Consider the following 23,001-nt stretch of genomic DNA (forward strand, 5'->3'; position numbering starts at 1 on the left):
CGATAACTTCCCATCTATCCATTAGTAGACATCACGCTGGTAACGCTGTGTCTGTTGCATATCTTCCAGATAAGCCGCTGCCGCTTCAGGGCTAAGACCGCCTTCACTCTGAATCACAGTAAGCAAAGCAGTATGAACATCATGTGCCATATACTTCTCGTCTCCGCAAACGTAGACATGAGCACCTTCTTGCAGCCATTCATAAACCTCACGACTCTTTTGCAAGATACGATGCTGCACGTATACTTTCTCTTCGGTATCACGTGAGAAGGCCACATCCAGCTTGCTTAGAACGCCATCCTTTAGCATTCTCTGCCAATCTGTCTGATACAGGAAATCTGTAACGAAATGCCGATCCCCATAGAACAGCCATGATTTCCCTTCCGCTCCAAGCTCTCCTCGTTCTTCCAGGAAAGAACGGAATGGGGCAACGCCTGTGCCCGGTCCGATCATAATGATCGGTGCATCCGGATTAGTCGGAAGCTTAAAGTTAGGATTATGTTGAATGTAAATAGGCAATGTATCTCCCGGCTCTACTCTTTCGGCGCAATGCACTGAGCAGACACCGTAGCGTTCCCGGCCGTGAGCCTCATAACGTACAGCTCTGACGGTGAGATGAACCTCATCCGGGTTAGCCTTGTAACTGCTAGCAATAGAATATAGACGTGCAGGAAGCTTCCGTAAAATAGTCACAAAACTGCTAGCTGAGCCTTCCCATGGTGAGAAGTCCTGGATCAAATCGAGCAGATCGCGTCCTTGAATATACTCTTTAAGCTCCGAAGCACGGTCTGGAGCAACTAACTCACTCAGCTTGCTTGAGGCAGATAGCTTTGCTGCTTGCTCAAGTAATGGTTTTGTCAATACGGTGATTTCATAATGATGCAGAAGGGCCTCACGTAAGGCTCCTTCATCACCTTTCTTATTAAACGGAACCTTATCGCTAGGATTCCAACCCATAGTATGAATAATGGCATCCACCAATTCAGGATGATTCTCAGGATATACGCCCAATGCATCCCCTGGTTCAAACTGTATATTAGACCCTTCAAGCGATAGCTCCAGATGACGAGTCTCCCGATCAGAACCGCGCCCGTTCAAATTTAAGTTCTCCAACACCTCTGCCTTAAAAGGATGATTCCGGGTATATAAAGGCTCTTGCGATTCTGCGTCCTCAGCGGCTTGAACCGCTTTTACAGCAATACCCGGAGCATTCAAATTAGCATTTAATGCACCAATTACACCTTCAAACCATTGAGCTACGGAATCATCATAATCGAGATCACAATCTACTCGCGGACTTAACCGCTGACCGCCAAGTTCCTCTAAGCGCTGATCAAAATCCTTACCGGTTTGACAGAAAAATTCATAGGAGGTATCTCCCAAAGCCAGAACAGAAAACCGCAGGTTCTCTAATTGAGGAGCTCTTTTACTATAAAGAAATTCATGAAAAATCCGTGCATTATCTGGTGGTTCACCTTCTCCATGAGTACTCACCAGTAGAAGCAGATTCTCAACCTTTTTAAGCGCAGTAGGTTTAAAGCTGTTCATCGCGGAGAGTGTGACCTGAAATCCTTGCTCTTCCAGCTTGCGGGACAAGCTCCCTGCCAGTCTCTGGCAATTCCCAGTTTGCGAACCAAATAATATGGTTACCTCCCGTGATGCTGCTGGTTGACTCGTCACAGCCGCGCCAACCTCCGCGTTCCCAATCGAATTCGATTGCACTTGAAGTTCGGCACCCGCCGGCGCCGCTGCCGCAGTACGGCCAATCGCAGACAAATATCCGCTTAGCCATATTTGCTGTGTCTCCGTTAAGGATGGTAGAAGACGATTGAGAAGCTCGACTTGGTTCTCGTTAAAAGGACTGTTCGTTACCTGTAGTTGCAACAATATCCACCTCTCCTAAACATGAAATCTGGTTATGATCCGTACCTCATTTGAATCGATCTGAGCCTTTTTTAGAACCTCATAAAATCAGGCTATCACAATAATTGTAAACGATCAATGAAGTCGTTTTTACATAAAAAATGTTATTTATTGAAAAAATATCAATAAAGTACGGAAAAACCGATCAAAACAGTATGATTTACTCTGATTTGATCGGTTTCATTATAAAAAGTGATACTATTTATAAAATATTGTGATAAATAAAAACTATAAATCCTTCTTACTTTCGGGAAATAATACCTCGCCTACCCCCAGCTTTATCTTCACAATCTCTTCAAGCGTATTCGATAACTCGCCAGGTGGATAAGGTTTCGTTAAATACTTCTGAATCACATCATTCAATTGGTTCTTATCCGATTGATCTAGCGCAGAGGATATAACTATAGGAATATTCTCTGTTCTCGAATCATCTTTCAGCATTCGGATCAAATCCCAACCGTCCAAATCTTCCCCAAGCATCAAATCAACCACGATCGCAACAAATGGTGTTTTTAAAGCTTGATCAAAGGCTTGCTGTGGATGATAGTGATGGGTGACACGGAAGCCCTTTCCTTTAAGCTCTTCTGATAAGAGCAACGAAAGACTATAGTCATCTTCAACAATCATTACATTTGGCTTACTCTCTTTCTCTGCATTCCATTTATTTAGCTCATCTTGCTGTTGGATTGTATCCTCATGGAGGATTGGGAGGCTAAACCAAACAGTAGTCCCTTCTCCCTCTACCGATTCGATCCCTATGGTTCCTTTTTGTTTCTCAATAATTTCTTTACAGATGGCAAGACCAAGTCCGGTTCCGCCAATTCTTTTAGAAGCGCTGTTATCCACTCTTCTGAACTTTTGGAACAACTGTCCTATCTGATCCTTAGGAATACCGAGACCATTATCCTGGATGCGAACAATAACTTGACCCGGCTCATTGTGCAGCAGCACCTTCACTTCATTGGTAGAAGGTGAGAACTTGATCGCGTTACTTAACAGATTCGTTAGAACTTGGACGATCTTATCCTTGTCCACATCAACGTCTGCATTAAGAGCCTCATCCACGAGCAGCACATGATGTGTGCTGCTAAGTTTATATTGATCGATAACGCCAAGCACAATTTCGCTGAGATTCACATGCTCCGTGATATACTGCTGCTTACCTGATTCCATTCTTTGCAGATCTAGGAAATCATTAATCAGCTCAGTCAACCGCTTCGCTTCCTTATGAATCGTCTCCAAATACTTCAGCTGCTTCTCAGGCTTCATGGTTTTGGACAATAGCAATTCCGTGAATCCTAGAACACTCGACAATGGCGTTCTCAGCTCATGACTTACCGTACTGACAAGATCAGATTTCATAAGATCCAGCTCGTACTCCCTAGTAATATCTCTATAAACGAAAAGTGTACCGATTCTAAGCTCTCGTCGGAAAACGGGAATCGCATAAACATCAATATGCTTTTTGGATTCAGTTCCGATAGAATATTGCATACTGCTGGACTCCAGAGCATGCTCGGCGATTGCCTTCTCAAAGAACAACCGTAGTTCATCATTCTCATTCGAGCGTTCGATGAAATAATCCATCCATTCTTTTCTAGGAATCAATGTACCTTCTGTCCATTCATAGTTCACAATGTTGCACAGTGCCTTATTCATCTGAAGCATCTTGCCTTCTGTATTCACGAACTGAATGCCTTCGTTAACGTTATTCACGATATCGCGGTTCAGCTTTCGGCCATGTTCAATCTCTTCATACATGAATAAACGCTCAATCGCCAGAGCTACACGGTTCATCATCCCTTGAACCTCATTAATCTCTTCTTTGCTGAAGGAATGTCCAATCCGGGTCCCGCAGAATACAGCTAAAATCTCATCTTCTGCATTCACAACAGTAGTATAGAAGTCATAACAGTAGACTTCATTCGAAGAGATTCCTTGTTCCGATTGCGTAGCTAGACGCTTAATTAGATAGGTTTTTTCTGTCTTCAGACGATATAACATTTCATTGTTCTCATTATCGAGGTAACGCTCTACATTTTCCTGAGGAATCCCTTTAACAGCAGCGATCTTATCTTTTACTAGCAGGAAGAAACTTGAATCAAATGAATACAGATGATGCATAAATTGAATGAACTTATCTGCAAATTCATGTTTATCTAACGTGTAGGTAATATCATGATTCAGCTGATTATTTAGCTCAAGCATCTTTTTGGTCTGTTCCGTATTTTTCAGCGTCTCCGCAAGCTCTTGCTGCACGCTCTTCATAGAGTTGATATCGTTCGCAATAAGGATGTACTGATAAATTACACCCTCTTCATTCAGATAAGGCACAATCGTCAGATGCAGCCAGACCGGCAATCCGTCTTTGGCTATAATCTGAAGCTCATTGCTCCATACTCCACCTGTACTTAATTTGTTGATGATTTTTTGGAATTCATCATGAGACACATTATAAAGTTCAAATAGTCTGTATGTGTAGCCGATAATCTCCGACTTTTTATAGCGGGTATATTCACTCAAGTTCTCATTTGCGTAAGTAAACACACCTTTAGCGGTAAGGATACCGACGGCAGATGACTGATCGAGCGCTTTCATCATGCTCTCAATTTCACTAAGCGACCGTTGCAGCCTATACTGCTGATCCTGAAGCTCATCCTGCTGAGCGTGCAACTCTTCATTCTGCATCATCAATTCTTCTTCTTTATCTTGAATACTTCTGGCCATATTTAGAAATGCATTATAAAGCCGGCCAATTTCATCTTGATGCTTAAGCTTGCCCAGAAGAATTTCCTCACCGGCAGCCAGTGAATGCGTTGCTCCTTCCAGCTTCAAAATAGGGTCAATCAGGTTCTTCAGAATCCGCCAGATCATAAAGGTAAAGAACAACAGAATGATGGCACTAATAAAAAATGCGATAAATGTAAATTCATTTGCCTGTTTGATATAATCCATAGCCATAGTATTTAATGCTTCATCAGAGCGTTTTTTGTACTCTTCCGTATAGGAGAGAAAATCATTTACAGATTTAGTGGTACCATCTGCGGACAGCGCACGCAAAGCTACATAATCATCAGCCTCGACCAGCCGAATCGCTTCGGGCAGCGTTTTATTTTTATACTGAACATAAAAGGCCTTTAAGCCATCCCTGAAAAGAGCCTCTTCGGGAGATAAATTGAGATTGGAATAGGTATCCAGAATCTTATCAAAGTTAACTAGTCCTAAATTTAGAAGCTTTAATTCATTATCACTCTTAAGAGCGCTAAATCCCCTGGCACGGAAAAACACCTCATTTAAGGCACTCGCCAAATCAGTTACGGTGTCCGCCTTATTTTGCAGAATTTCCCGGTCTCTGCTTAATTTGTTCTGTTCATCATTGATGAAAAAGAAAAATATCGATCCCATAATGATAATTAAAGCAAAGACCAGTGCAATGATACGAAAATACCTATTTTTGATACTGTGATTAGCGTTACTTCTCTTCGTCACTTAGGATGCCCTCCACAATCTGCAAGAGTTCCATTGGACTAAAGGGTTTGGGCATAAAATAACGTGCTCCTGCTTCCACTGCTCGAAGTCGATCTACATCTTGAGCTTTGGCCGTTAACATTAATATCGCTGTAGTTTTCTTTTTCTCCTCGTCCAGCTGCTGGAGCACTTCAATCCCTGTCATTTCCGGCATCATATAATCCAGAATCACCAAATCAAAATGATCCGCGGACAGCTTATTCAGTGCTTCCAATCCATTCTCCGCCGTGTGAATCTCAACATTCTCTAAATCTTCCAGCGTATCCTCGATTAACATCCGTAATACTTCTTCATCATCCACTACCATTATCTTTTGCATATTGGTACAATCCCCTTCGTTTTAGAACAAGAATCTATGAGCCAAGCGTTCCATCCGAGACAACAGCTCAGGCATATGGACTGGCTTTACTACATAATCATCGGCGCCCATCTGCAGGGCATGTACAATATCCGCCTGATTATTTCTGCCTGTCAGCATAATCACTAATATATTCACTTCCGGATATGTCTTGCGAATTCTTTCCAGCACCTCAACACCATCAAGATCCGGCATCACACCGTCCAGCAGGATAATATACTTTTCATCCATGGAATACCAATCCGATTGTAAAAAATCCAGTCCATTCGCAAAACTGCTGATATTGACCTCAGCAATATCCTCCGGCTCCCAAGTGTCAATCTGATGAGTCACGATTCTACGAATTAACGCATCATCATCCACAATAATTACATTTAGAACTGAATGCTTTTTAGTCGACAATAAATGGTCGTTATAAAGCGTCGTCTGATTCCTTCCAGCATCCTTGCTGGCATAGAGCGCCTGATCTGCTTCCTCTACAATTTTATCGGCAATATTCTCAGCTTCTGTTACCTCAGATATCCCGCTAGAAAAGGTCACATGAAAGATTTCATTCTTCGCAAAAAAATCGGTGGCAGCAAATCGCTCCTGTATACGTTGTATCACTGTCAATGCAGAGCTCGCATCCGTATTTGGCAGGAACACAGCAAACTCTTCTCCACCAAAACGGCAAAAAGTATCTTCCATACGGATCGAACTTTGTACAAGCTCAGATAAGGACTGTAATACCTCGTCTCCGATTAGATGACCATATGTATCATTAATCTTTTTGAAATAGTCCAGATCAATCAGTGCTAAAGAAAATACTCGCTCCGTACGCTTAAAATCGCAAATTAGCTGCTTCATCACTTGATTAAAGTGTTTTCGATTGAATGCACCCGTTAATTCATCCACAATGATGGAGTCCTGCCATTCCCTTTTCAGCTCAAAACGGTTTTTGATCAGAGCCATGAATATATCAATATCTACAGGCTTCGATAAAAAGTCCATCACGCCCAGCTTATAGGCATGCAATTGCGTCGCTTTGGAGTATTCCCCACTTATAATGATGATTGGAATACGTTCCTTTTTGGCTTTGCCGATAATTTGATTCAAGACCTCAATTCCACTGATATCTGGTAAAAGAATATCCAGCAGGATCAGATCGGGTTTGGTTTCATAAAAAATCTTAAGACCCCGTTCAGCAGATAAGGCAATGCTTACATAATAGTTCTGCTTCTCCAATGATTCTTTTAAATAAGCAACTAATTCAACATCATCATCAATAAGCAAAATATCATTATGCGGGAGTATTTCATCATTCCCTCTTTTGTCTAGCTGCTTAACTGAACTTAGAGAAACCGATTCATCTTGGTCAAACAGAGAAATAAGCGGATACAAATAATCCCCCCACTCTTCAATAGACCAGCACTTTAGACTGCTTTCCATGAAATAGGGCAATGTTGCATCGGCAAATTGTTCAACTTCTTTTAACCCAACAGTACCAGCCGTACCCTTCAAATTATGCAAAAAACGATAAATGTCCTTCTCTTTAACTTCCGGCAGGTCAGACCATTCCTGGAGGGTTTGTTTGGTCCGCTCTTCAACCATATCTTTATATTTTTGTGTAGTCATATTTACTCCTTCAGAGTATCGTATCAATCTCTCACTTCATCATATTTTTCATATACTGTCAATCGAATTTTCTTTAAATTCATAGGTCTACATAAAAAAATGATCAAACTGACAAAAAACCTTTGGTTGAAGCTTGCTTCAGCATTTGTAATAATGATTGGAATGGTTCATTCCGTTTACACGGCGTAATCACCATATACAAAGGGAGGCTGTAAGCATGAAGGGAATTATTACTGTATTAGGGAAAGACAAAGTAGGGATTATCGCTAAGGTATGTACATATCTTGCCGAGCACAATTTGAACATTCTGGATATTTCCCAGACGATTGTACAAGATTATTTTAACATGATGATGATTGTAGACATTTCTAGCGCGAACAAAGCATTTGAGGATATTGTTGAGGATTTACATTCAATCGGAGAATCAATCGGCGTGGAAATCAAGCTTCAGCATGAGGATATTTTTAATATTATGCACCGCATCTAGGAGGATGACCATGATATCATTAGTGGAAGTACAAGAGACGAATAAGATGATCCGTGAAATGAATCTGGATGTGCGTACCATAACAATGGGGATCAGCCTCATGGATTGTGCTCATACAGATATGAGAACTTTTAACCAAAATGTATACGACAAGATTACTAGATCCGCCGAGAAGCTCGTTAAAACAGGGGAAGATTTAGAAAGACAATTCGGTGTACCCATTGTTAATAAGCGGATTTCTGTCACTCCTATCGCTATCGCTGCTGGAGCTGTGAAGACGGATACGTATGTGCCTGTTGCTGAAATTTTAGACAAGGCTGCAAAAGAAGTTGGCGTTAACTTTATTGGCGGCTTCTCTGCGCTTGTGCAAAAAGGCTGCACCAAAGGTGATCGCATTCTGATCGACAGCATCCCAGAAGCACTGGCAGTCACTGAAAGAGTCTGCTCCTCCGTTAACGTTGGGTCCTCTAGAAGTGGAATCAATATGGACGCTGTGAAATTAATGGGTGATATCATCATTCAAACAGCGGAACGCACCAAGGATCGGGATTCCATCGGCTGTGCTAAGCTGGTGGTCTTCTGCAATGCCGTCGAGGACAATCCTTTTATGGCGGGAGCCTTCCATGGTGTTGGAGAACGGGAATGTGTCATCAATGTAGGTGTCAGCGGACCAGGTGTAATTAAGCGTGCGTTAGAAGAAGTTAAAGGTCAGGACTTTGAAACCTTGTGTGAAACGATTAAACGGACTGCGTTTAAAGTTACGCGTGTGGGACAACTAGTTGCTCAGGAAGCTTCCAAACGGTTGAACGTACCTTTTGGGATTATCGATCTATCTCTGGCTCCAACACCAGAAATTGGGGACTCCATTGCAGAGATCTTTCAAGTCATGGGTCTGGAAGAAGCCGGCGCACCTGGCACAACAGCCGCTCTGGCCATTCTAAATGACAATGTTAAAAAAGGTGGCGTTATGGCCTCCTCCTATGTCGGTGGACTCAGTGGCGCCTTCATTCCGGTCAGCGAAGACCATGGAATGATTCAAGCCGTTCAACGTGGTGCTCTTACCCTTGAGAAGCTAGAAGCCATGACCTGTGTATGTTCAGTAGGCTTGGACATGATTGCTATACCGGGAAGTACCACCAAAGAGACGATCTCTGGTATCATCGCCGATGAAGCTGCTATCGGAATGGTCAATAACAAAACAACCGCTGTTCGCGTCATTCCTGTCATCGGCAAGGATGTAGGTGAAATCGTAGAATTTGGCGGTCTCCTTGGATATGCGCCTGTTATGGCAGTTAACGGCTTCAATTGCGCCAACTTCATTAACCGGGGCGGACGGATTCCTGCTCCAATTCACAGCTTTAAGAACTAATAGAAACATCAAACAGCAAGTCCCTATTTGCACCTAGGCGACTTGCTGTTTTTTTTATTGTTCAGAGCTTGAAGATATTCATGTGATCAGATTTATGCTCGCTGGATCCCAATATTAGGTGTTCCACCGGTTAGATCGATAAATAATACATAGTCATTTCCATCCGTGCCTTTCAGCACAAGTCCTGTCTGTCCTGCAACTCCCACAGCGAAATATCTGACCTGTTGAAGGCTTGTGGGTGCTGCTACTGGTGTCAACGCCTGATTCACAGCAATCAAACGTGTAGCAGTTTTAATGGTGCCAGCACCGCTAATTTCACCGGTTACCCCCAAATGACCAAGTATAGACTCACTACCGTTCACATTAAGGCTACCCATTATAGTCTGACTACCATTCAAATGCAGATTTGAATCGATAGTTTCATTTCCGTTAACATGCAGATCATTTTGAATGGTCTGACTTCCTGTAACTAGAACATTATCAAAGGTTGGCAAGGCGATCATCCCTTTCAGGTTATATAGTATATCTTATGTTAAACAAGCCAACTCAGTCATAGATAGATATACATCTTTCACTAAATCCGCTTTTTCCTACGAGATTCTTATTAATGGTCTTATACCTAAAGTCAAATGATCCCCCTACACATATAATGTTTAGCAAGACTAGGTGCTAGAGCGAATAACTGGCTCCAAGGAATACAGGAGGAATTATGAAGAAGACAGCTAATAGGCTCACTCCTCAAAGGCCCTCAACTCACAACGTCACCATCAGCCATGTTCATCCATCGCAACCGCCTAATCTCATTCTTGAGATGAACTCTTATAGAGCGGAACCCCTAAAACGGGAACTAAAGCAATTAAGAGTATTGCTTCTGGTCCCTTCAGAGATAAGTAATAAAATGCCTAATGTACGACTTTTTAAAGATCAGCTAAGGCATCTGGTTAAAGAAGTGCTTGCCATTAAGTTACATCACAATCTAGAAGAATATTTAACCCAATATCAGCCTGATCTGATACTTGCCTTGGGATCAGAGACCCTGTTCCCTGAGGAGAACATCCCTGCCCTTAAGGCTTCTAAAGCTCCAAAGGCCGTATGGATGGCAGACGCGACCTGCCTTACCCGAACAGAACGTAATCTGGCACTGTTATTCGATTATATTTTTACACAGAACATAGCTAATCTAATCTATTATCAGGGTTTACGTGAAAAACATTCGAGCTATCTCCCTTATGCTCCAGACACGGATCTCTATTATCCAAGACGTGTGGAGAACCAATACCACAGTGACGTACTCATCCTCGGCCATTTTCAAATGAATAGAGTTCTGCATACCTTAGCTCATTCTGAACTATTTCATGGCCTCAAGGTATTAACCGTCGGTTGCGGGTGGGAGCCCATCAAAAATTTCATAGACATTAGCCATGAGAAAGATATGTCTAACTATTATAATGGCGCACGGATCATCATCAATTGCACAGGTTCTGTACAGAAGATTATGGAGGTTTCTGCTTGCGGTGTATTTCAGTTAGTGGAAGATCATCCCCATCTTCAGGGTTACCAAATCACAGAAGAAGATCTCATTCGTTTCCAGAGCTTTAAAGAGCTCTCTGAGAGCTTCAATTACTATATTACTCATAGCGATGAAAGAAGAATTTCTGCGTCACGTGCGCTAAAGGAAGTGAAGTACAACTATTCTTATCTTCAACAAGGAAAGCTGCTGCTCAAAAAAATATTCACGGAACCATAGGGGGTGACCTGACTTGAAATGCATTGCTTTTGTATTACCTCAGTTTCATCAGATATCAGAGAACGATTCCTGGTGGGGGGAGGGATTTACAGAATGGACAAATGTCAGGAAGGCTACAGCCCTTTATCCTGAACATCATCAGCCGAAAAAACCTTTAAATAATAACTACTACGATTTAACGGACCCTAAAGTGAAACAATGGCAGGCTGAGACTGCAAGGGCTCATGGCATTTACGGTTTTTGTTATTATCACTATTGGTTCAATGGGAGGCGACTACTGGAACAACCGGTTCAGCAGATTCTTACCAGCAAAGAGCCAGACTTCCCCTTTTGCCTGTCTTGGGCTAACGAACCTTGGACGCGAAGCTGGGATGGTACCGAAGAAGATGTCTTGATGCCACAGGAATATGGAGAAGAACGGGATTGGCGGATGCATTTTTATGCTCTGTTGGAGGCGTTCAAAGATGAACGATATATTTGCGTAGATGGCAAACCGGTATTTATTATCTACAGATCCTCCAGCATCCCTCGCTGTGATGAAATGCTTCAATGCTGGCGTGATTTAGCTCAGCAAAACGGTCTTAAGGGTCTTCATCTGATCAGGACACTGGGCGGATTCCCTCTAAAGACAGAGCACGGGTTCGATGCCAGTCTAGAATTTGAACCTCACTACACATTCGCACATGGCGGTGTAAAGCATTTGTGGAGCTCCAAGCAGGTGGAGGACCAGAAGCATATCGTCATTGATTACGATGAATTATGGGAATCCATGTTAGAGCGGACACCTCATAGAGACGGAGAAATTATATATCCGGGAGCATTTGTGAACTGGGATAATACACCACGCAAAGGTGCCGCCGGACAAAGTACTTTGGGTGCAAATCCTCACAAATTCGGCCAATACCTGTCACGACAAATTGAGAGGACCAAAAAGATGTTCAAAAGTGATTTTATTTATATAAACGCCTGGAACGAGTGGGCTGAGGGTGCCTATTTAGAGCCGGATGATCATTACCGGTATCAATACTTACAAGCCGTTAAGAATGCTCTTCAATATCATCACAAAGAAGATCCTTCCACGCCGTAGCGTCTGAAGGATCTTCTTCTTTATTCCTTATTATCTTTCCGAAGTCTGCATTCTGGCGCTTCTTGCACTTATCATTCTCCACCCCGTTAGCAATGCAGCCACAAAGCATATGGATGCTGAAGTCATGAACACTACATGCATGCCACTGATAAACAACTCTGGTCGACCCGGAACTAGACCTGTTACCCGATAACCTGCTTCGCTGCTCATCACATGAAAGAGTATCGTCGTAGCGATCGTAATACCGACAACCATACCCACATTACGAACCAACGAATTGACGCTGCCCGCGGAACCAAGCTGAGTTCTAGGCACCTTAGACATAACAAGTGAATTATTCGGCGATTGAAATAGACCACTGCCTATTCCTAGCATAGCGATCCACACGCCTACCAGCACAACAGAGCTTCCTTCATGAAGCTCTGCTAATCCAAACTGAGCAATAACCATGACCACCAGCCCTGCAAAAGTTAGAAATTCAGAGCCGATTTTATCCGATAAAGCACCGCTTATTGGTGCAACGACTACCATACATATCGGTAACAGCATCAACAGGAATCCCGCTTCAAAGGGCGATAGATTCAGCATATTCTGTGCATAAAATGGTGCGATAATGTTAAAGCAAAAGTTCGCTGTAAATACGAGAAACCCACACAAAATACTTAATGAAAACAATGGATTCTTAAATAATGACAGTTGCAGCAGCGGTTCTTTTCTTCGAAGCTCCGTCCACAAGAACGCAATAAAGCTGATTACAGCTACGATTAGTGAAGTCACAATTAAACTGTCGCCATAACCGAGCTGCTGTCCCAATAATAATCCCGCAAACAAACTTATAATAAAAATTGCGAAGAGCAAACTGCCAGGAACGTCAATTGTAGATTTCGTTCTAGTTAAATCCTTAGGCAGTACCTTCCATCCTAACAGGATAGCAATCACTCCAATTGGAATGTTCACCCAAAAGATATACTCCCACCCTAATGTCGAGACCATAATCCCACCTAAACTAGGGCCAGCTATACTTCCCAGTGACACGAATGTACCTATGAAACCAAGGGCTTTCCCCCGCTCATTAGCAGGAAAAATATCCGTAACTATTCCTTGGCTGTTCGCCATTGTCATCGAAGCTCCGATAGCCTGAATAACGCGCGAAGCAAGCAAAGCAGGTAAACTTAAACTGAATCCACACAGCATAGAACCAATAACAAAAACAACCGTCCCAACCTTAAAGATTCGAATCTTCCCAACAATATCTCCAAGCTTCCCGAAGAAAAGAATCGCTGCACAGATCGCCATCAAATAACCTGTGGTTACCCATTCGATTTGTGCCATAGGCAGCTTCAATTGTTTCGATAATTCAGGTAAAGCGATGTTGACAATACTACCATCAAGCGTGGACATAAAGGTGAAAATATTCAGGACAATTAATATTATCCAGCGTTTCTTCTGAATTTCCTTGTCTTCCTGATAGGTTGCGCTAATAGAACTCATAACTAACACCTCATTGAATGTATAATCAACGTTTAGTTGCGCACGCAACAAAACTTGCATACCCAGTGTACATCAAATTAGTTGCGCACGCAACGACTTTATTGTACACTTTGTCTCAGAGTAGTAAATACGCGAACTAAACCCAAAGAGGTGTCTATATCTTGGAAAAAGAGCCTATAGGTAAATTAATTTCCTATTTTCATCGTCAAAATCAAAAGCAATTGGTAAAAAAATTCATGCCCTATGGAATAGGTAGCGGCGGGCAACACAGCTTTCTCAAATTGATTCTTGCCAAACCAGGGATTACACAAGATCAATTAACTTCTGAATTGAAATTCGATAAAGCAACCACCGCTCGTTCCGTAAAGCAATTAGAGAATTCGGGATACATTGAACGTAAACCAGATCCTAATGATCGACGCTCTCACCTATTATATCCAACTCCTAAGGCAATTAATTTCTCACCTATCCTTCAGTCTATTTTAGATGATTACAATAAAAGTCTCGTTGGCAAATTAACAAATGAGGAAGTAGAACAGCTTCGTTACTTACTTCAAAAGATCAGCACTGACGAAGAGTAGGAACAAAAAAAGCAGCTGTCACAAAAGTAGTGAATGCTACTAATGGGATAGCTGCTTCTTTTTCCGTACTCACTTCACCTTTACAGTCTCAGCAACTTCTTTCGTAATCTCTTCCCCACCGAGGCTCTTCCATTTCTCTACAAAAACATCAAAGTCACTAAGGGGTGAATCGCCCACAATGATATTCAAAAATGTCTCACTTTCTAGATTTTGAAGTTCCGCCCATTTGCTTTTCATTAGTTGTGTGTTTCCATAAAAGACCCCTCGCACTCCCTCAATAGCAGTTGAGGTTAAGACGGCAACTCCGTATTTATACGCGTTCGCTGCTTTCCAGCCTTCTAGATCTTTTTTAGGTTGTTCAGTGTCCTCCACCCATTGATCATAGATGAGTCGGGTATCTGGATTTAATGTATCCGGGTCTATTTTTCCATGTAGAGCTTGCTGAATATCTGCATAATGTTTTTCTATCGCATCCGAATAATCAATTAGAAGGTCAAACGGATAATAAGCACGCAGCTGAATTCCTGTTTGTGCAGAGAAATCATCCAGCTTCTTAACTTCTTCTGTATTTGGGTCTTGCCTTCTCTCAAGTCTTGTAAACACATTCAACTGCTTCATAATGGCTTCTGGGTGTTCAAATCCTTTACGTACAACTAGATAACGATCCGTAACTGGAGCCAAGTGAGCAACAAACTTGCCGGAATCATCTAGTGGAGCTGCATACGCTCTCCATTCTGCCTTCGTGTCCAAAGCTACAGCCTCTGACAATGGATAATAAGGCATCCACCATGGGCCAAAAAACATGCCTGATTTCCCAGTGATTATAGGCTCCTGAGTTTCTTTATACAGAGCAAAATCCGGGTCTAGCAACCCACGTTTATACCAATCCGCCAGTTTAGCAAGTGCTTGTTTGGTCTCTGGTGTAATAGAGCCGTACACAATTTTACCGTTGCTATCCTTGATCCAATTCGTCGGGTAAGCATGAAATGCACTAAAAACAGCATCCAGACCATTAACTAATGGCTTAGTTCCATATACGATATTTTTGTAGCCGCTTAATCCTACAGTATCTCTTTTCCCGTTCCCGTCAGGATCTTTTTCAATAAAAGCCTGAGCAATTTTCTCGATGTCTTCAAAGGTCTGAGGGGGTTGCAGCTCCAGCTTCTCCAGCCAATCCTGACGTACCCAGAGCAGAACAGGAGAATCCGCATCAATCGCTACATTCGGTAATCCGTATAATTTACCATCACGTGAAGCATCTTCTAATGCTTCTCCCTTCGTAGAATTGTACATATCTTTAATTAACTCAGAGCCGTATACTTTGTAGGTCTCTGTAAGGTCCTCTATCATGTCATTATCAATGAGCTTCTTCAATTGATCTCGATCTACAACCATCGCATCTGGCAAATCATTGCTATCGATCGCAAGCTGTGCTTTTTGATTAAAAGCATCTTCACCCTTTGCCTCCCAAGAGTGAACTACCTTGATATTGGTAATGCTCTCCAAATAACGGGTGATTGGATTGTTATCATTGCTGTCACCTGTATTTAACCTGGAATCAGGAACCTTAAATCCTACCCGGATCACGATCGGATCTTCATATTTGCTATATGCGATAGAAGTATCTTCGACCTCTCCCTGAGGACTTCTGCCAGAATCCACTGGTATGCTCTGGTCACGGCAGGATGTCAGTCCGATGATCACTATAAGAAGGAGGATGGATCTCCAAAATCTCATCATTGGCCTTTCCCCTCCGCACGATATTCGCTCGGTAGTTTACCAATGCGTTCCCTGAACAGCCTACTGAAATAACGGTCATCTTCAAAGCCAGACCTTGAAGCAACCTCACAGACGGGTAGCGAGGTCTCCAGCAGCAATGATTTAGCCAACTCAAGCCGCATTCCCCGTAAACATTCACCAAATGTCTCTCCGGCAAAACGAGCGAAACATTGACTGAAATAACCACGACTCATATTAATTTCAGCCGCTACATCGCTCTGATTGATTTTGTCACCTGCATGGCTCTGCATATAACGAACTGCGCGAATTAGGCAGGACATCACCTCTTTAGTCAATCCTAGCTCGAGCATTCTCCGTCCCACATGATCAGAGAATCTGCGCAGCCAGGTCTTCCAATGGCACCAGTTCAAGTTAAGTGAAATGTCCCGTTCCAATTGAACAGCATCTTCAGGCTTCAAGAGTAAAGCACTCCATCTTTGCAATAGAGAATGTGCGAACGTTAGATATCTATCAGATCGCGGCTTCTGCAAGCGTATGTTCGATACAAAATGGTCCCATTCGTTTCCATCAATCGTCCACTTGAGATTTTGAGCTTGCTCGAATAGATCCGCTTCATCATGTATTAAATTGGTGCCCGATATTTCCTTCTTTAGTTCCTCATAATTCAGAGAGGTCAGTTCCTCAGCTCCAGAATGATAAAATAGCATATGCCGTAGCTTCGTTGTGAGTTGCTCCTCCAATTCCTGTAACGACTGATCTCTTATCCCACTGATAAGCGCGATCTGCCATCTCCCAGAAAGCTGGCTTTTAAGCTCCCGCCTACCTTCTTCTTCTGAGAAACGTTGAAGCAGAGGTGACATCCACATCTCATGAAAGGTGATCAACGGATTATTCTTCACAAAGGATAGGTGAAATAACTCTTCTTCATTACAGTGATTGTTTAATGGTAAATAGAGCAGCGCCTTGTCAGCGGCCATCCGTTTACCTTCACCATGAACCAAGGCATCCCGTGTGTTGTCCTCCCATTTGATCCGATCAACGAGCCGACGTATAGTCTCATCCGCATTTTCCATCTCTAACAGAGTTTTGACAATATAATCAACAGCTCCTAAACGCATGGCCTCCTGCACATAGTCAAACTCATGATGGCAAGTAAGCACAACACAGCGAATGCCTGCGAAACGCTGCCTTACTAGTTTAATTAGCTCGAATCCAGAAATACCAGGCATAGTCAAATCTACAAATAGCAGATCCACATCCTGCTGTTGAAGTAGCTCCAGGGCAGATTTGCCATCTCCCGCCTCACCGATAATAACAACCCCTAAGGACGACCAATCGATTAGAGATATGAAGCCTTTCCGCACAAGTCTCTCGTCATCAACCACTACAGCCTTAATCATCGAAGTCCTCCTTACCTTTCCTCGGAATCACGATAGATACAACCGTACCTTCCCCTAGCTTGCTGTACATCTCTAGCTTCATCTGCTCTCCATAGTAGGTTCTAAGCATCCGGTTCACGTACGAGAATCCGATTCCGAGTCCCCGTTTCTTGGCTCCGTCCTCTGACAGCAGCTGGTCTAACGTATCCGCATCCATACCAGCCCCGTTGTCTCTTACACATAGCTTAACTTCTCCTTCGCCATGCTCTGTAATTAAGACATCTACCCTGCCATTATCGCTTAGTCCATGATAAATCGAGTTCTCTACGAGAGGTTGAAGTAAGAATCTGGGGACTGCCACAGACAATACATCCTTATCTGCCTCCACGTTAAATTCGAATTCATAGTCATAACGGATGCGCTGCAGCTCCATATAATTTCGGATCGCTTCAATTTCCTCTCCAAGGGTAACAATAATGCTTTGCTTGCCTAGATTATAATGCAGCACCTTTACAAGGAGAGTAACCAGCTTGTCGATCTCCTTTTGACCGTTGAGTCTTGCCATCCACTGCACCGTATTCAATGTGTTGTGCAAAAAGTGCGGATTGATCTGGCTGAGCAGCTTTTCAATCTCGAATTGGCTTTTCTGCTTCTCATTATGGGCTACCGCAACAATCAGCTCATTCACCTGTTTCTTCATCTGCTGGAAGTTACTAAGTACGAAATCAAACTCTTCCACGTTTGTGTAGGCAACCGGAGAGGTAACATTTTCTGCCATTCGATTAATTTCAAGGTTAACCTTGCGCAATGGGCCATAAATCTTTTTCCAAATCATCCAAGCCAGAACTCCGGCAAAGAGTAGCGTCGAGAACGCGAGCAGGATCATTTTATAGAACCAGGAATAAATTTCACTGTTGAATTCAGACTTTTTAACTACGGCAATAAGCTTCCAGCCCTGCGGACTAGCATATCGAAACAGATGATATCCGGTAAGCGTCTCATGTGAGAGATTGGAGTTGCTTCCTGCAGCTTTGATAATTCCTTGAGGCAATTTTCCGTCAATTTCATAGGTGTTAGTGCCCTGTTGATTCACAAGGATATGATTTACCTTCATCCCGTAAGATTCCTGATTAAATATTTTGCGAAGCAGACTGTAATTCGTCTCTAAATAAATATATAACTTATGTTCACCTGGTACGCGTACAATGCGCTGCTCCGAGAATACGAGATTATCTCCGACGGCATACATCGTAGAATGCGGCCCATAGTAATCAGCCCCGTTATACCGCATAAAAGAAGGTAAAGTACTGATATCGAAATTTCTGCGCGCACTCATATTGGTGAACAGAACCGGATCATCACTGCTAGGCATAATGTAAGCTGTAAGTCCAATATAGGGATTCGTAAAATTGACGAGGTTGATTTTCTGATTGATGGAGTTCATCATTTGCGATTTGCGATAAATTTGCTTTTCTTGAATAAAAGAGGACATTTCCTCTACAATCTGACCATCCAGCGCAAACTGTTTAGAAGCAAAATCCATATTGTCGATGGCATTCTCCAAACTTGAGGCTTCCTGTTTCAGGCTTGCACTTATACCATTGCCAATTTTCCCTGAAAGGATAGAGTAAATAGAGGTGTAGGTTACGAATCCTACTAAGAGAAGCGGAAGTAGCGTTCCGATAACTAGATAGATGAATAGAGTATTACGTAAGGATTTGACAGCTGGGGTATGATTACGCTGGAGAACTCTTACCATCCGAATGATCCTCTTCTTTCTTCCTGTAAGCGTTTTATATATTAATATGAGAATACCACATTTATCCTTAATTGAATAGAATAGGGCAGAACAGCCTCCACGCCGCCCCGCCCTATTTATAATCGAACCTTATTTCACACTTTTGCGAGCCTCGAATAGTTCCTCAGCTTTTTTAATAGAGAAATCCATCACCTCGGAATAGCCAAGACCATTCACCTTATCATGCATCTCTTTATTCAATTTGTCATATTCAGCTTGATCTTTAGCAAAAACCATTTTCCAAGAAATTTGTTGAATGACCGTACCGATTTGTTTGTTCTTTTGCTCCAGTGTTTTATCCATCATCAATGGCTCTTTGCCAGTGAAGCCTTGTGGAGCTACAGCCAGCAGATTATTTTTCTCAAAATACTCCTTAGGTGTCAGAACGCCCATCTTCGCTCTCCAATCACTATCAAGCTTAGACGGATTACGTTGCAGGGTTGTCGTCCATAGATTGTGATCATATGGCTCTTTGTTCTCTGGATTCACCATCGCTGGTACTACAAAAGAGAAGTTCATTTGATTGGAGCCGTAGTAGTAGTCACCGCCGCCATATTCTGCAGGTACTTGCGTATTCTGCTGATCCGCGTAAGCCTTCCAACCAAAATCAGTCACGACAGGTTTACCGCTTCCATCTATATCCCAAGTCAGCCCCTTAGGTCCGTTTGGTACAGCAGTCCCGCTTCCTGCAGAGATCATTGCACCTTCCGGGGTGTACATCCAGTTAATGAATTCCATAATTCTTGCTGGTTCCTTAGCTTTTGCGCCGATTGCTATAATACCGTTACCACCGTAAACATTGAAGCCTGTAGAGTACATCAGCTCATCCTTAAATGGAACTAATGCAAAACCTTTACCTTCAGCTGTTCTTTCCGGTGTATTGTAGTTAGCGGCTCCAAGCCATGGGAACCAGGAGAACAACAGACGGCCATCTTTGTATTTCGCTACAACATCGTCGAATTTTTGAGTCATAGAATCTGGATCCACCAGACCCATTTGGTTAGCTTCAAAATACAGCTTGAGCGATTTCATATACCAGCTATCTTCGGATAAGAAGTCATAATACTTTTCTTCGTCTGCTTTAACATACACAGCAGTGTCAGGAATTTCATCATAGCCCATCATGTTTGCAAACTGTTTAGCCAGTGTCATTTTATAGTTGCCATCCCAGTCAGACCACATCGAGAAGGCATAGGTTTTCTTACCTTGCTCATTCTTTGGCTCAAGCTCTTGCATTTTTTTCAGGACTGGAAGATAATCTTCAATCTTTGAAATTTCAGGTGCTCCGATTTGTTGATAAAGATCCCAGCGTAGGTCTGGACCCCAAGTCATATCTTTTCCTTCAGAAGGTCCGGATGGGTTAGAAGCTACGTTGTTTCCCATGCCAAAGACTGATGATCCACCGCCAAAAGCTACCTTTGCTTTCTCAATAGCTTTTGGGAAAGTGCTAGAAATATCTTTTCCGTATTTGTCCAGAAGTCCGTCTTGTGTCCAGTCTAAGAGCAGCTTTCCTTTGATCGCATTTGGATAATGGTTCTTGTCATCACCGAAAATGATGATATCTCCAAGATCACCAGATGCCATCATTGCAGAAATTTTGGTATCTCCACCTGTAAGATTTGAAGCTACAATGTCCATCTCAATGTTGAACTTATCTTTGATGATTTTGGCGAACCATCCAGTTTGTGGCCCCGCATAGTTAGCCGTTGTAGAGAATACGGTCAGCTTCAGCGGCTTGGAATGATCAAGTGCTCCGTCATCTGGTGCTGCTGTTTCTTCCGCCGGCGCATTTGTGGCAGCGGACGTGGGCTTCTCTGTACTAGTGTTTTTGCCCGAGTTAGCCGTATTATTCCCCCCGCCACATGCTGCCAGAACGAAGACCAGGATTACGGATAGCATGACAAGCGATGCTCTTCTTAGTCTCATTGCTTTATACCCTCCCTTTCGTATCTTCACTTATAGTTCAACTCTGCTTGTAGCAGAGGAAAACCCCATTTCATTACCGATCCGGTAACTCATTAGCCCTTAACCGCACCGATCATAATTCCTTTGACGAAAAAGCGTTGGAAGAACGGATACACGATTAAAATCGGCAATACGACGATCATGGTCACGGTCATCCGTACCGAGGTTGGAGTCTGCATATTCGCTACACCAGCGGCCATATCAGGTGAACTACGGATTAGAGCAGCGAGCGAGCTGGACTCGTTCAAATAACGCCACAACAAGAACTGGAGCGTATAGTACTTCGTATCTGTCATCAGAAACGCCGTATCAATGAAGGAGTTCCACTGATTCACTGCGGAGAAAATCGTAATCGTAGCTAGAATTGGCGTCGTAAGCGGTACAATAATACTCCAGAACACTCGCATGTAACCCGCACCATCCATAGATGCCGACTCCTCAAGTGAAGGTGGAATGGCTTCAACGAAGGTTTTGACTAGAATAATATTGAATGGCGTAATAATCGTAGGCAAAATATAAGCCAGATAATTATTGGTCAGATGCAAATTATGCATTGTGATATACCAAGGAATTAGGCCTGCGCTAAAATACATCGTAACTACAACACTGCGGTACCAAATACTCCGGCCCCACATTTCCTTTTTAGTGAACAAGTAACCTAAAAAAGCTGACGACCCTACAGTAAGTAGCGTCCCGACGACCGTTCTATATACAGAGACTGTTGCCGCATGTCCTAGACCGCTGATTTTTAGAACCTTGCTATAGTTATCGAAATGAATCTGTCTTGGATAAAATTTGATATACCCTGCTGCGCTAAGATCATTCGAGCTGATCGTGTTGATAAACAAGTAGTAGAATGGATAGATGCATGACAGGGTGAACAATCCAAAGAGCGTATAGATAATTATCTGGAAGATAAGTTCTCCAGTTGTTAGTTTTTTCTTTCTCAAATGGGATCACCCCTGACTTAAATGATAGATTCGTCACGCACCATCTTAGATAATGTGTTGGCTGCGAACAGTAGAATTACACTGACAACCGATTTCAACATGCTGACGGCTGTGGCAAAAGGAAAGTTGTTAGCAAACGCAATATTGTATACATAAAGATCCAGCACCTCAATGGAATCTTTATTCATAGCATTTTGAAAGGCAAAATATTGCTCCATACCGTTATTGACCAGGTTACCTATGGATAACAGCAGCAGTACAAAAAAGGTTGGAATCAGACCTGGAATGGTAATATGCCAGATTTTGCGGAACCGACTTGCACCATCCACCTCAACAGCTTCATACAATTCCTGATCAATGCCAGCAATTGCAGCAAGATAAAGAATGGCTCCCCAGCCTAACGATTTCCACCAGTACCAAAGGATCATCGTGACCCAGATATTTGAGCTGGAAGCTAGTAAATTATAGCCTTCATCCACTATTCCAAGCTGCACCAGAATGTGGGTGATGACACCGTTATCTACTGAGAACAACGAGAATGCCAATGCATATACCAGAATCCAGCTGATAAAGTTCGGGATCGTGGTTAGCGTCTGCACCATCTTGCGATACCAGCCAGACTTAATCTCGGTCAACATAATGGCAAAGAACACTGGAAATATGGACGTAATTAATCCAAGTGAACTCATGGCAAGTGTGTTCTTCAGCACGCGTAGAACCTCTGCGGTTTGTGTCGGATTGGATACAATCGTCTTAAACCATTTCAGCCCGACATACGGCGTGTCTGACAAGGGTATTCCGGGAATGAAATCATAAAAGGCATAAATCCATCCGCTGATCGGCAGATAATAGAAAATAAAGGTGACAACAAGAAATGGAAAAGCCATGAAGAACAATTTATGTTTGTTCTTCATCTTCCAGCGGGATCGATGAACCGGATCTACGCCGGGAAGCAGTTCGCCAGCAGGTACCCCCATATCGGAA

At 42.8% G+C, this 23,001-nt stretch carries 17 protein-coding genes; 5 read left to right on the forward strand and 12 right to left on the reverse strand.

Features of this window, described 5'->3' with window-relative positions; translation table 11 throughout:
• Positions 1 to 21: 21 nt before the first annotated feature.
• The 4 genes from R50345_RS19680 to R50345_RS19695 all read right to left on the reverse strand — a co-directional run bounded on the left by R50345_RS19680 (position 22) and on the right by R50345_RS19695 (position 7,423).
• A complete protein-coding gene (locus R50345_RS19680) occupies positions 22 to 1,884 on the reverse strand; it encodes an assimilatory sulfite reductase (NADPH) flavoprotein subunit (protein ID WP_042132311.1) in 1,863 nt (620 codons plus the stop codon).
• Between the two features lie 267 nt (positions 1,885 to 2,151).
• Positions 2,152 to 5,412, reverse strand: coding sequence for an ATP-binding protein (locus R50345_RS19685; RefSeq protein ID WP_052414658.1), 3,261 nt, complete (start codon positions 5,410 to 5,412; stop codon positions 2,152 to 2,154).
• The gene (locus R50345_RS19690) at positions 5,396 to 5,770 is read right to left on the reverse strand and encodes a response regulator transcription factor (RefSeq protein WP_042129381.1); all 375 of its coding nucleotides are present in this window, start codon (positions 5,768 to 5,770) and stop codon (positions 5,396 to 5,398) included. The genes R50345_RS19685 and R50345_RS19690 overlap by 17 nt, the downstream gene beginning before the upstream one ends.
• A 21-nt stretch (positions 5,771 to 5,791) precedes the next feature.
• The gene (locus R50345_RS19695) at positions 5,792 to 7,423 is read right to left on the reverse strand and encodes a diguanylate cyclase (RefSeq protein ID WP_042129384.1); all 1,632 of its coding nucleotides are present in this window, start codon (positions 7,421 to 7,423) and stop codon (positions 5,792 to 5,794) included.
• Between the two features lie 217 nt (positions 7,424 to 7,640).
• Between R50345_RS19695 and R50345_RS19700 the strand changes: the two genes are divergently transcribed.
• Together R50345_RS19700 and R50345_RS19705 are read left to right on the forward strand one after the other, a co-directional pair.
• The gene (locus R50345_RS19700; protein ID WP_042129386.1) at positions 7,641 to 7,910 is read left to right on the forward strand and encodes an ACT domain-containing protein; all 270 of its coding nucleotides are present in this window, start codon (positions 7,641 to 7,643) and stop codon (positions 7,908 to 7,910) included.
• A gap of 13 nt (positions 7,911 to 7,923) precedes the next feature.
• A complete protein-coding gene (locus R50345_RS19705; protein ID WP_245237908.1) occupies positions 7,924 to 9,279 on the forward strand; it encodes a PFL family protein in 1,356 nt (451 codons plus the stop codon).
• 92 nt (positions 9,280 to 9,371) lie between these two features.
• On the opposite strand, the gene R50345_RS19710 is transcribed toward R50345_RS19705, so the two are convergent.
• The gene (locus tag R50345_RS19710; RefSeq protein ID WP_231573830.1) at positions 9,372 to 9,782 is read right to left on the reverse strand and encodes a hypothetical protein; all 411 of its coding nucleotides are present in this window, start codon (positions 9,780 to 9,782) and stop codon (positions 9,372 to 9,374) included.
• A gap of 395 nt (positions 9,783 to 10,177) precedes the next feature.
• Here R50345_RS19710 and R50345_RS19715 point away from each other — a divergent pair, with 395 nt between their 5' ends.
• Positions 10,178 to 11,026, forward strand: coding sequence for a glycosyltransferase family protein (locus R50345_RS19715; RefSeq protein ID WP_197069696.1), 849 nt, complete (start codon positions 10,178 to 10,180; stop codon positions 11,024 to 11,026).
• A gap of 13 nt (positions 11,027 to 11,039) precedes the next feature.
• Positions 11,040 to 12,113, forward strand: coding sequence for a glycosyltransferase WbsX family protein (locus R50345_RS19720; RefSeq protein ID WP_042129394.1), 1,074 nt, complete (start codon positions 11,040 to 11,042; stop codon positions 12,111 to 12,113).
• 30 nt (positions 12,114 to 12,143) lie between these two features.
• On the opposite strand, the gene R50345_RS19725 is transcribed toward R50345_RS19720, so the two are convergent.
• Positions 12,144 to 13,604 carry an MFS transporter gene (locus R50345_RS19725; protein WP_042129396.1) on the reverse strand — a complete coding sequence of 487 codons (1,461 nt, stop codon included), beginning with the start codon at positions 13,602 to 13,604 and terminating at the stop codon, positions 12,144 to 12,146.
• A gap of 161 nt (positions 13,605 to 13,765) precedes the next feature.
• Between R50345_RS19725 and R50345_RS19730 the strand changes: the two genes are divergently transcribed.
• On the forward strand, positions 13,766 to 14,185 hold the full coding sequence (locus tag R50345_RS19730; RefSeq protein WP_042129398.1) for a MarR family winged helix-turn-helix transcriptional regulator: 420 nt from the start codon (positions 13,766 to 13,768) through the stop codon (positions 14,183 to 14,185).
• A gap of 69 nt (positions 14,186 to 14,254) precedes the next feature.
• Here R50345_RS19730 and R50345_RS19735 read toward each other — a convergent pair whose 3' ends face one another.
• The 6 genes from R50345_RS19735 to R50345_RS19755 all read right to left on the reverse strand — a co-directional run bounded on the left by R50345_RS19735 (position 14,255) and on the right by R50345_RS19755 (position 22,994).
• Positions 14,255 to 15,925, reverse strand: coding sequence for an extracellular solute-binding protein (locus R50345_RS19735; protein ID WP_052414659.1), 1,671 nt, complete (start codon positions 15,923 to 15,925; stop codon positions 14,255 to 14,257).
• Positions 15,922 to 17,325: a response regulator gene (locus R50345_RS30385; RefSeq protein ID WP_052414660.1), complete on the reverse strand. Its 1,404-nt coding sequence runs from the start codon at positions 17,323 to 17,325 to the stop codon at positions 15,922 to 15,924. Before R50345_RS30385 ends, R50345_RS19735 begins: the two co-directional genes overlap by 4 nt.
• Positions 17,318 to 19,063, reverse strand: coding sequence for a sensor histidine kinase (locus tag R50345_RS19740; RefSeq protein WP_042129400.1), 1,746 nt, complete (start codon positions 19,061 to 19,063; stop codon positions 17,318 to 17,320). The genes R50345_RS30385 and R50345_RS19740 overlap by 8 nt, the downstream gene beginning before the upstream one ends.
• 129 nt (positions 19,064 to 19,192) lie before the next feature.
• Entirely contained in the window at positions 19,193 to 21,028 is a 1,836-nt protein-coding gene (locus R50345_RS19745; protein ID WP_042129403.1) for a type 2 periplasmic-binding domain-containing protein, read from the reverse strand.
• Between the two features lie 92 nt (positions 21,029 to 21,120).
• Positions 21,121 to 22,017: a carbohydrate ABC transporter permease gene (locus tag R50345_RS19750; RefSeq protein ID WP_042129404.1), complete on the reverse strand. Its 897-nt coding sequence runs from the start codon at positions 22,015 to 22,017 to the stop codon at positions 21,121 to 21,123.
• A gap of 17 nt (positions 22,018 to 22,034) precedes the next feature.
• A complete protein-coding gene (locus R50345_RS19755) occupies positions 22,035 to 22,994 on the reverse strand; it encodes an ABC transporter permease (protein WP_042129405.1) in 960 nt (319 codons plus the stop codon).
• Between the last annotated feature and the right edge of the window lie 7 nt (positions 22,995 to 23,001).

The sequence above is a fragment of the Paenibacillus sp. FSL R5-0345 genome (genome assembly GCF_000758585.1).
Classification (GTDB): domain Bacteria; phylum Bacillota; class Bacilli; order Paenibacillales; family Paenibacillaceae; genus Paenibacillus_AQ.

Excerpts from the sequence above, each read along its gene's own strand:
- R50345_RS19735 (WP_052414659.1), bottom strand. The coding sequence starts at position 15,925 with ATGATGAGATTTTGGAGATCCATCCTCCTTCTTATAGTGATCATCGGA.
- R50345_RS19725 (WP_042129396.1), bottom strand. The coding sequence starts at position 13,604 with ATGAGTTCTATTAGCGCAACCTATCAGGAAGACAAGGAAATTCAGAAG.
- R50345_RS30385 (WP_052414660.1), bottom strand. The coding sequence starts at position 17,325 with ATGATTAAGGCTGTAGTGGTTGATGACGAGAGACTTGTGCGGAAAGGC.
- R50345_RS19710 (WP_231573830.1), bottom strand. The coding sequence starts at position 9,782 with ATGATCGCCTTGCCAACCTTTGATAATGTTCTAGTTACAGGAAGTCAG.
- R50345_RS19715 (WP_197069696.1), top strand. The coding sequence starts at position 10,178 with ATGCCTAATGTACGACTTTTTAAAGATCAGCTAAGGCATCTGGTTAAA.
- R50345_RS19745 (WP_042129403.1), bottom strand. The coding sequence starts at position 21,028 with ATGAGACTAAGAAGAGCATCGCTTGTCATGCTATCCGTAATCCTGGTC.
- R50345_RS19740 (WP_042129400.1), bottom strand. The coding sequence starts at position 19,063 with ATGGTAAGAGTTCTCCAGCGTAATCATACCCCAGCTGTCAAATCCTTA.
- R50345_RS19695 (WP_042129384.1), bottom strand. The coding sequence starts at position 7,423 with ATGACTACACAAAAATATAAAGATATGGTTGAAGAGCGGACCAAACAA.
- R50345_RS19755 (WP_042129405.1), bottom strand. The coding sequence starts at position 22,994 with ATGGGGGTACCTGCTGGCGAACTGCTTCCCGGCGTAGATCCGGTTCAT.
- R50345_RS19700 (WP_042129386.1), top strand. The coding sequence starts at position 7,641 with ATGAAGGGAATTATTACTGTATTAGGGAAAGACAAAGTAGGGATTATC.
- R50345_RS19690 (WP_042129381.1), bottom strand. The coding sequence starts at position 5,770 with ATGCAAAAGATAATGGTAGTGGATGATGAAGAAGTATTACGGATGTTA.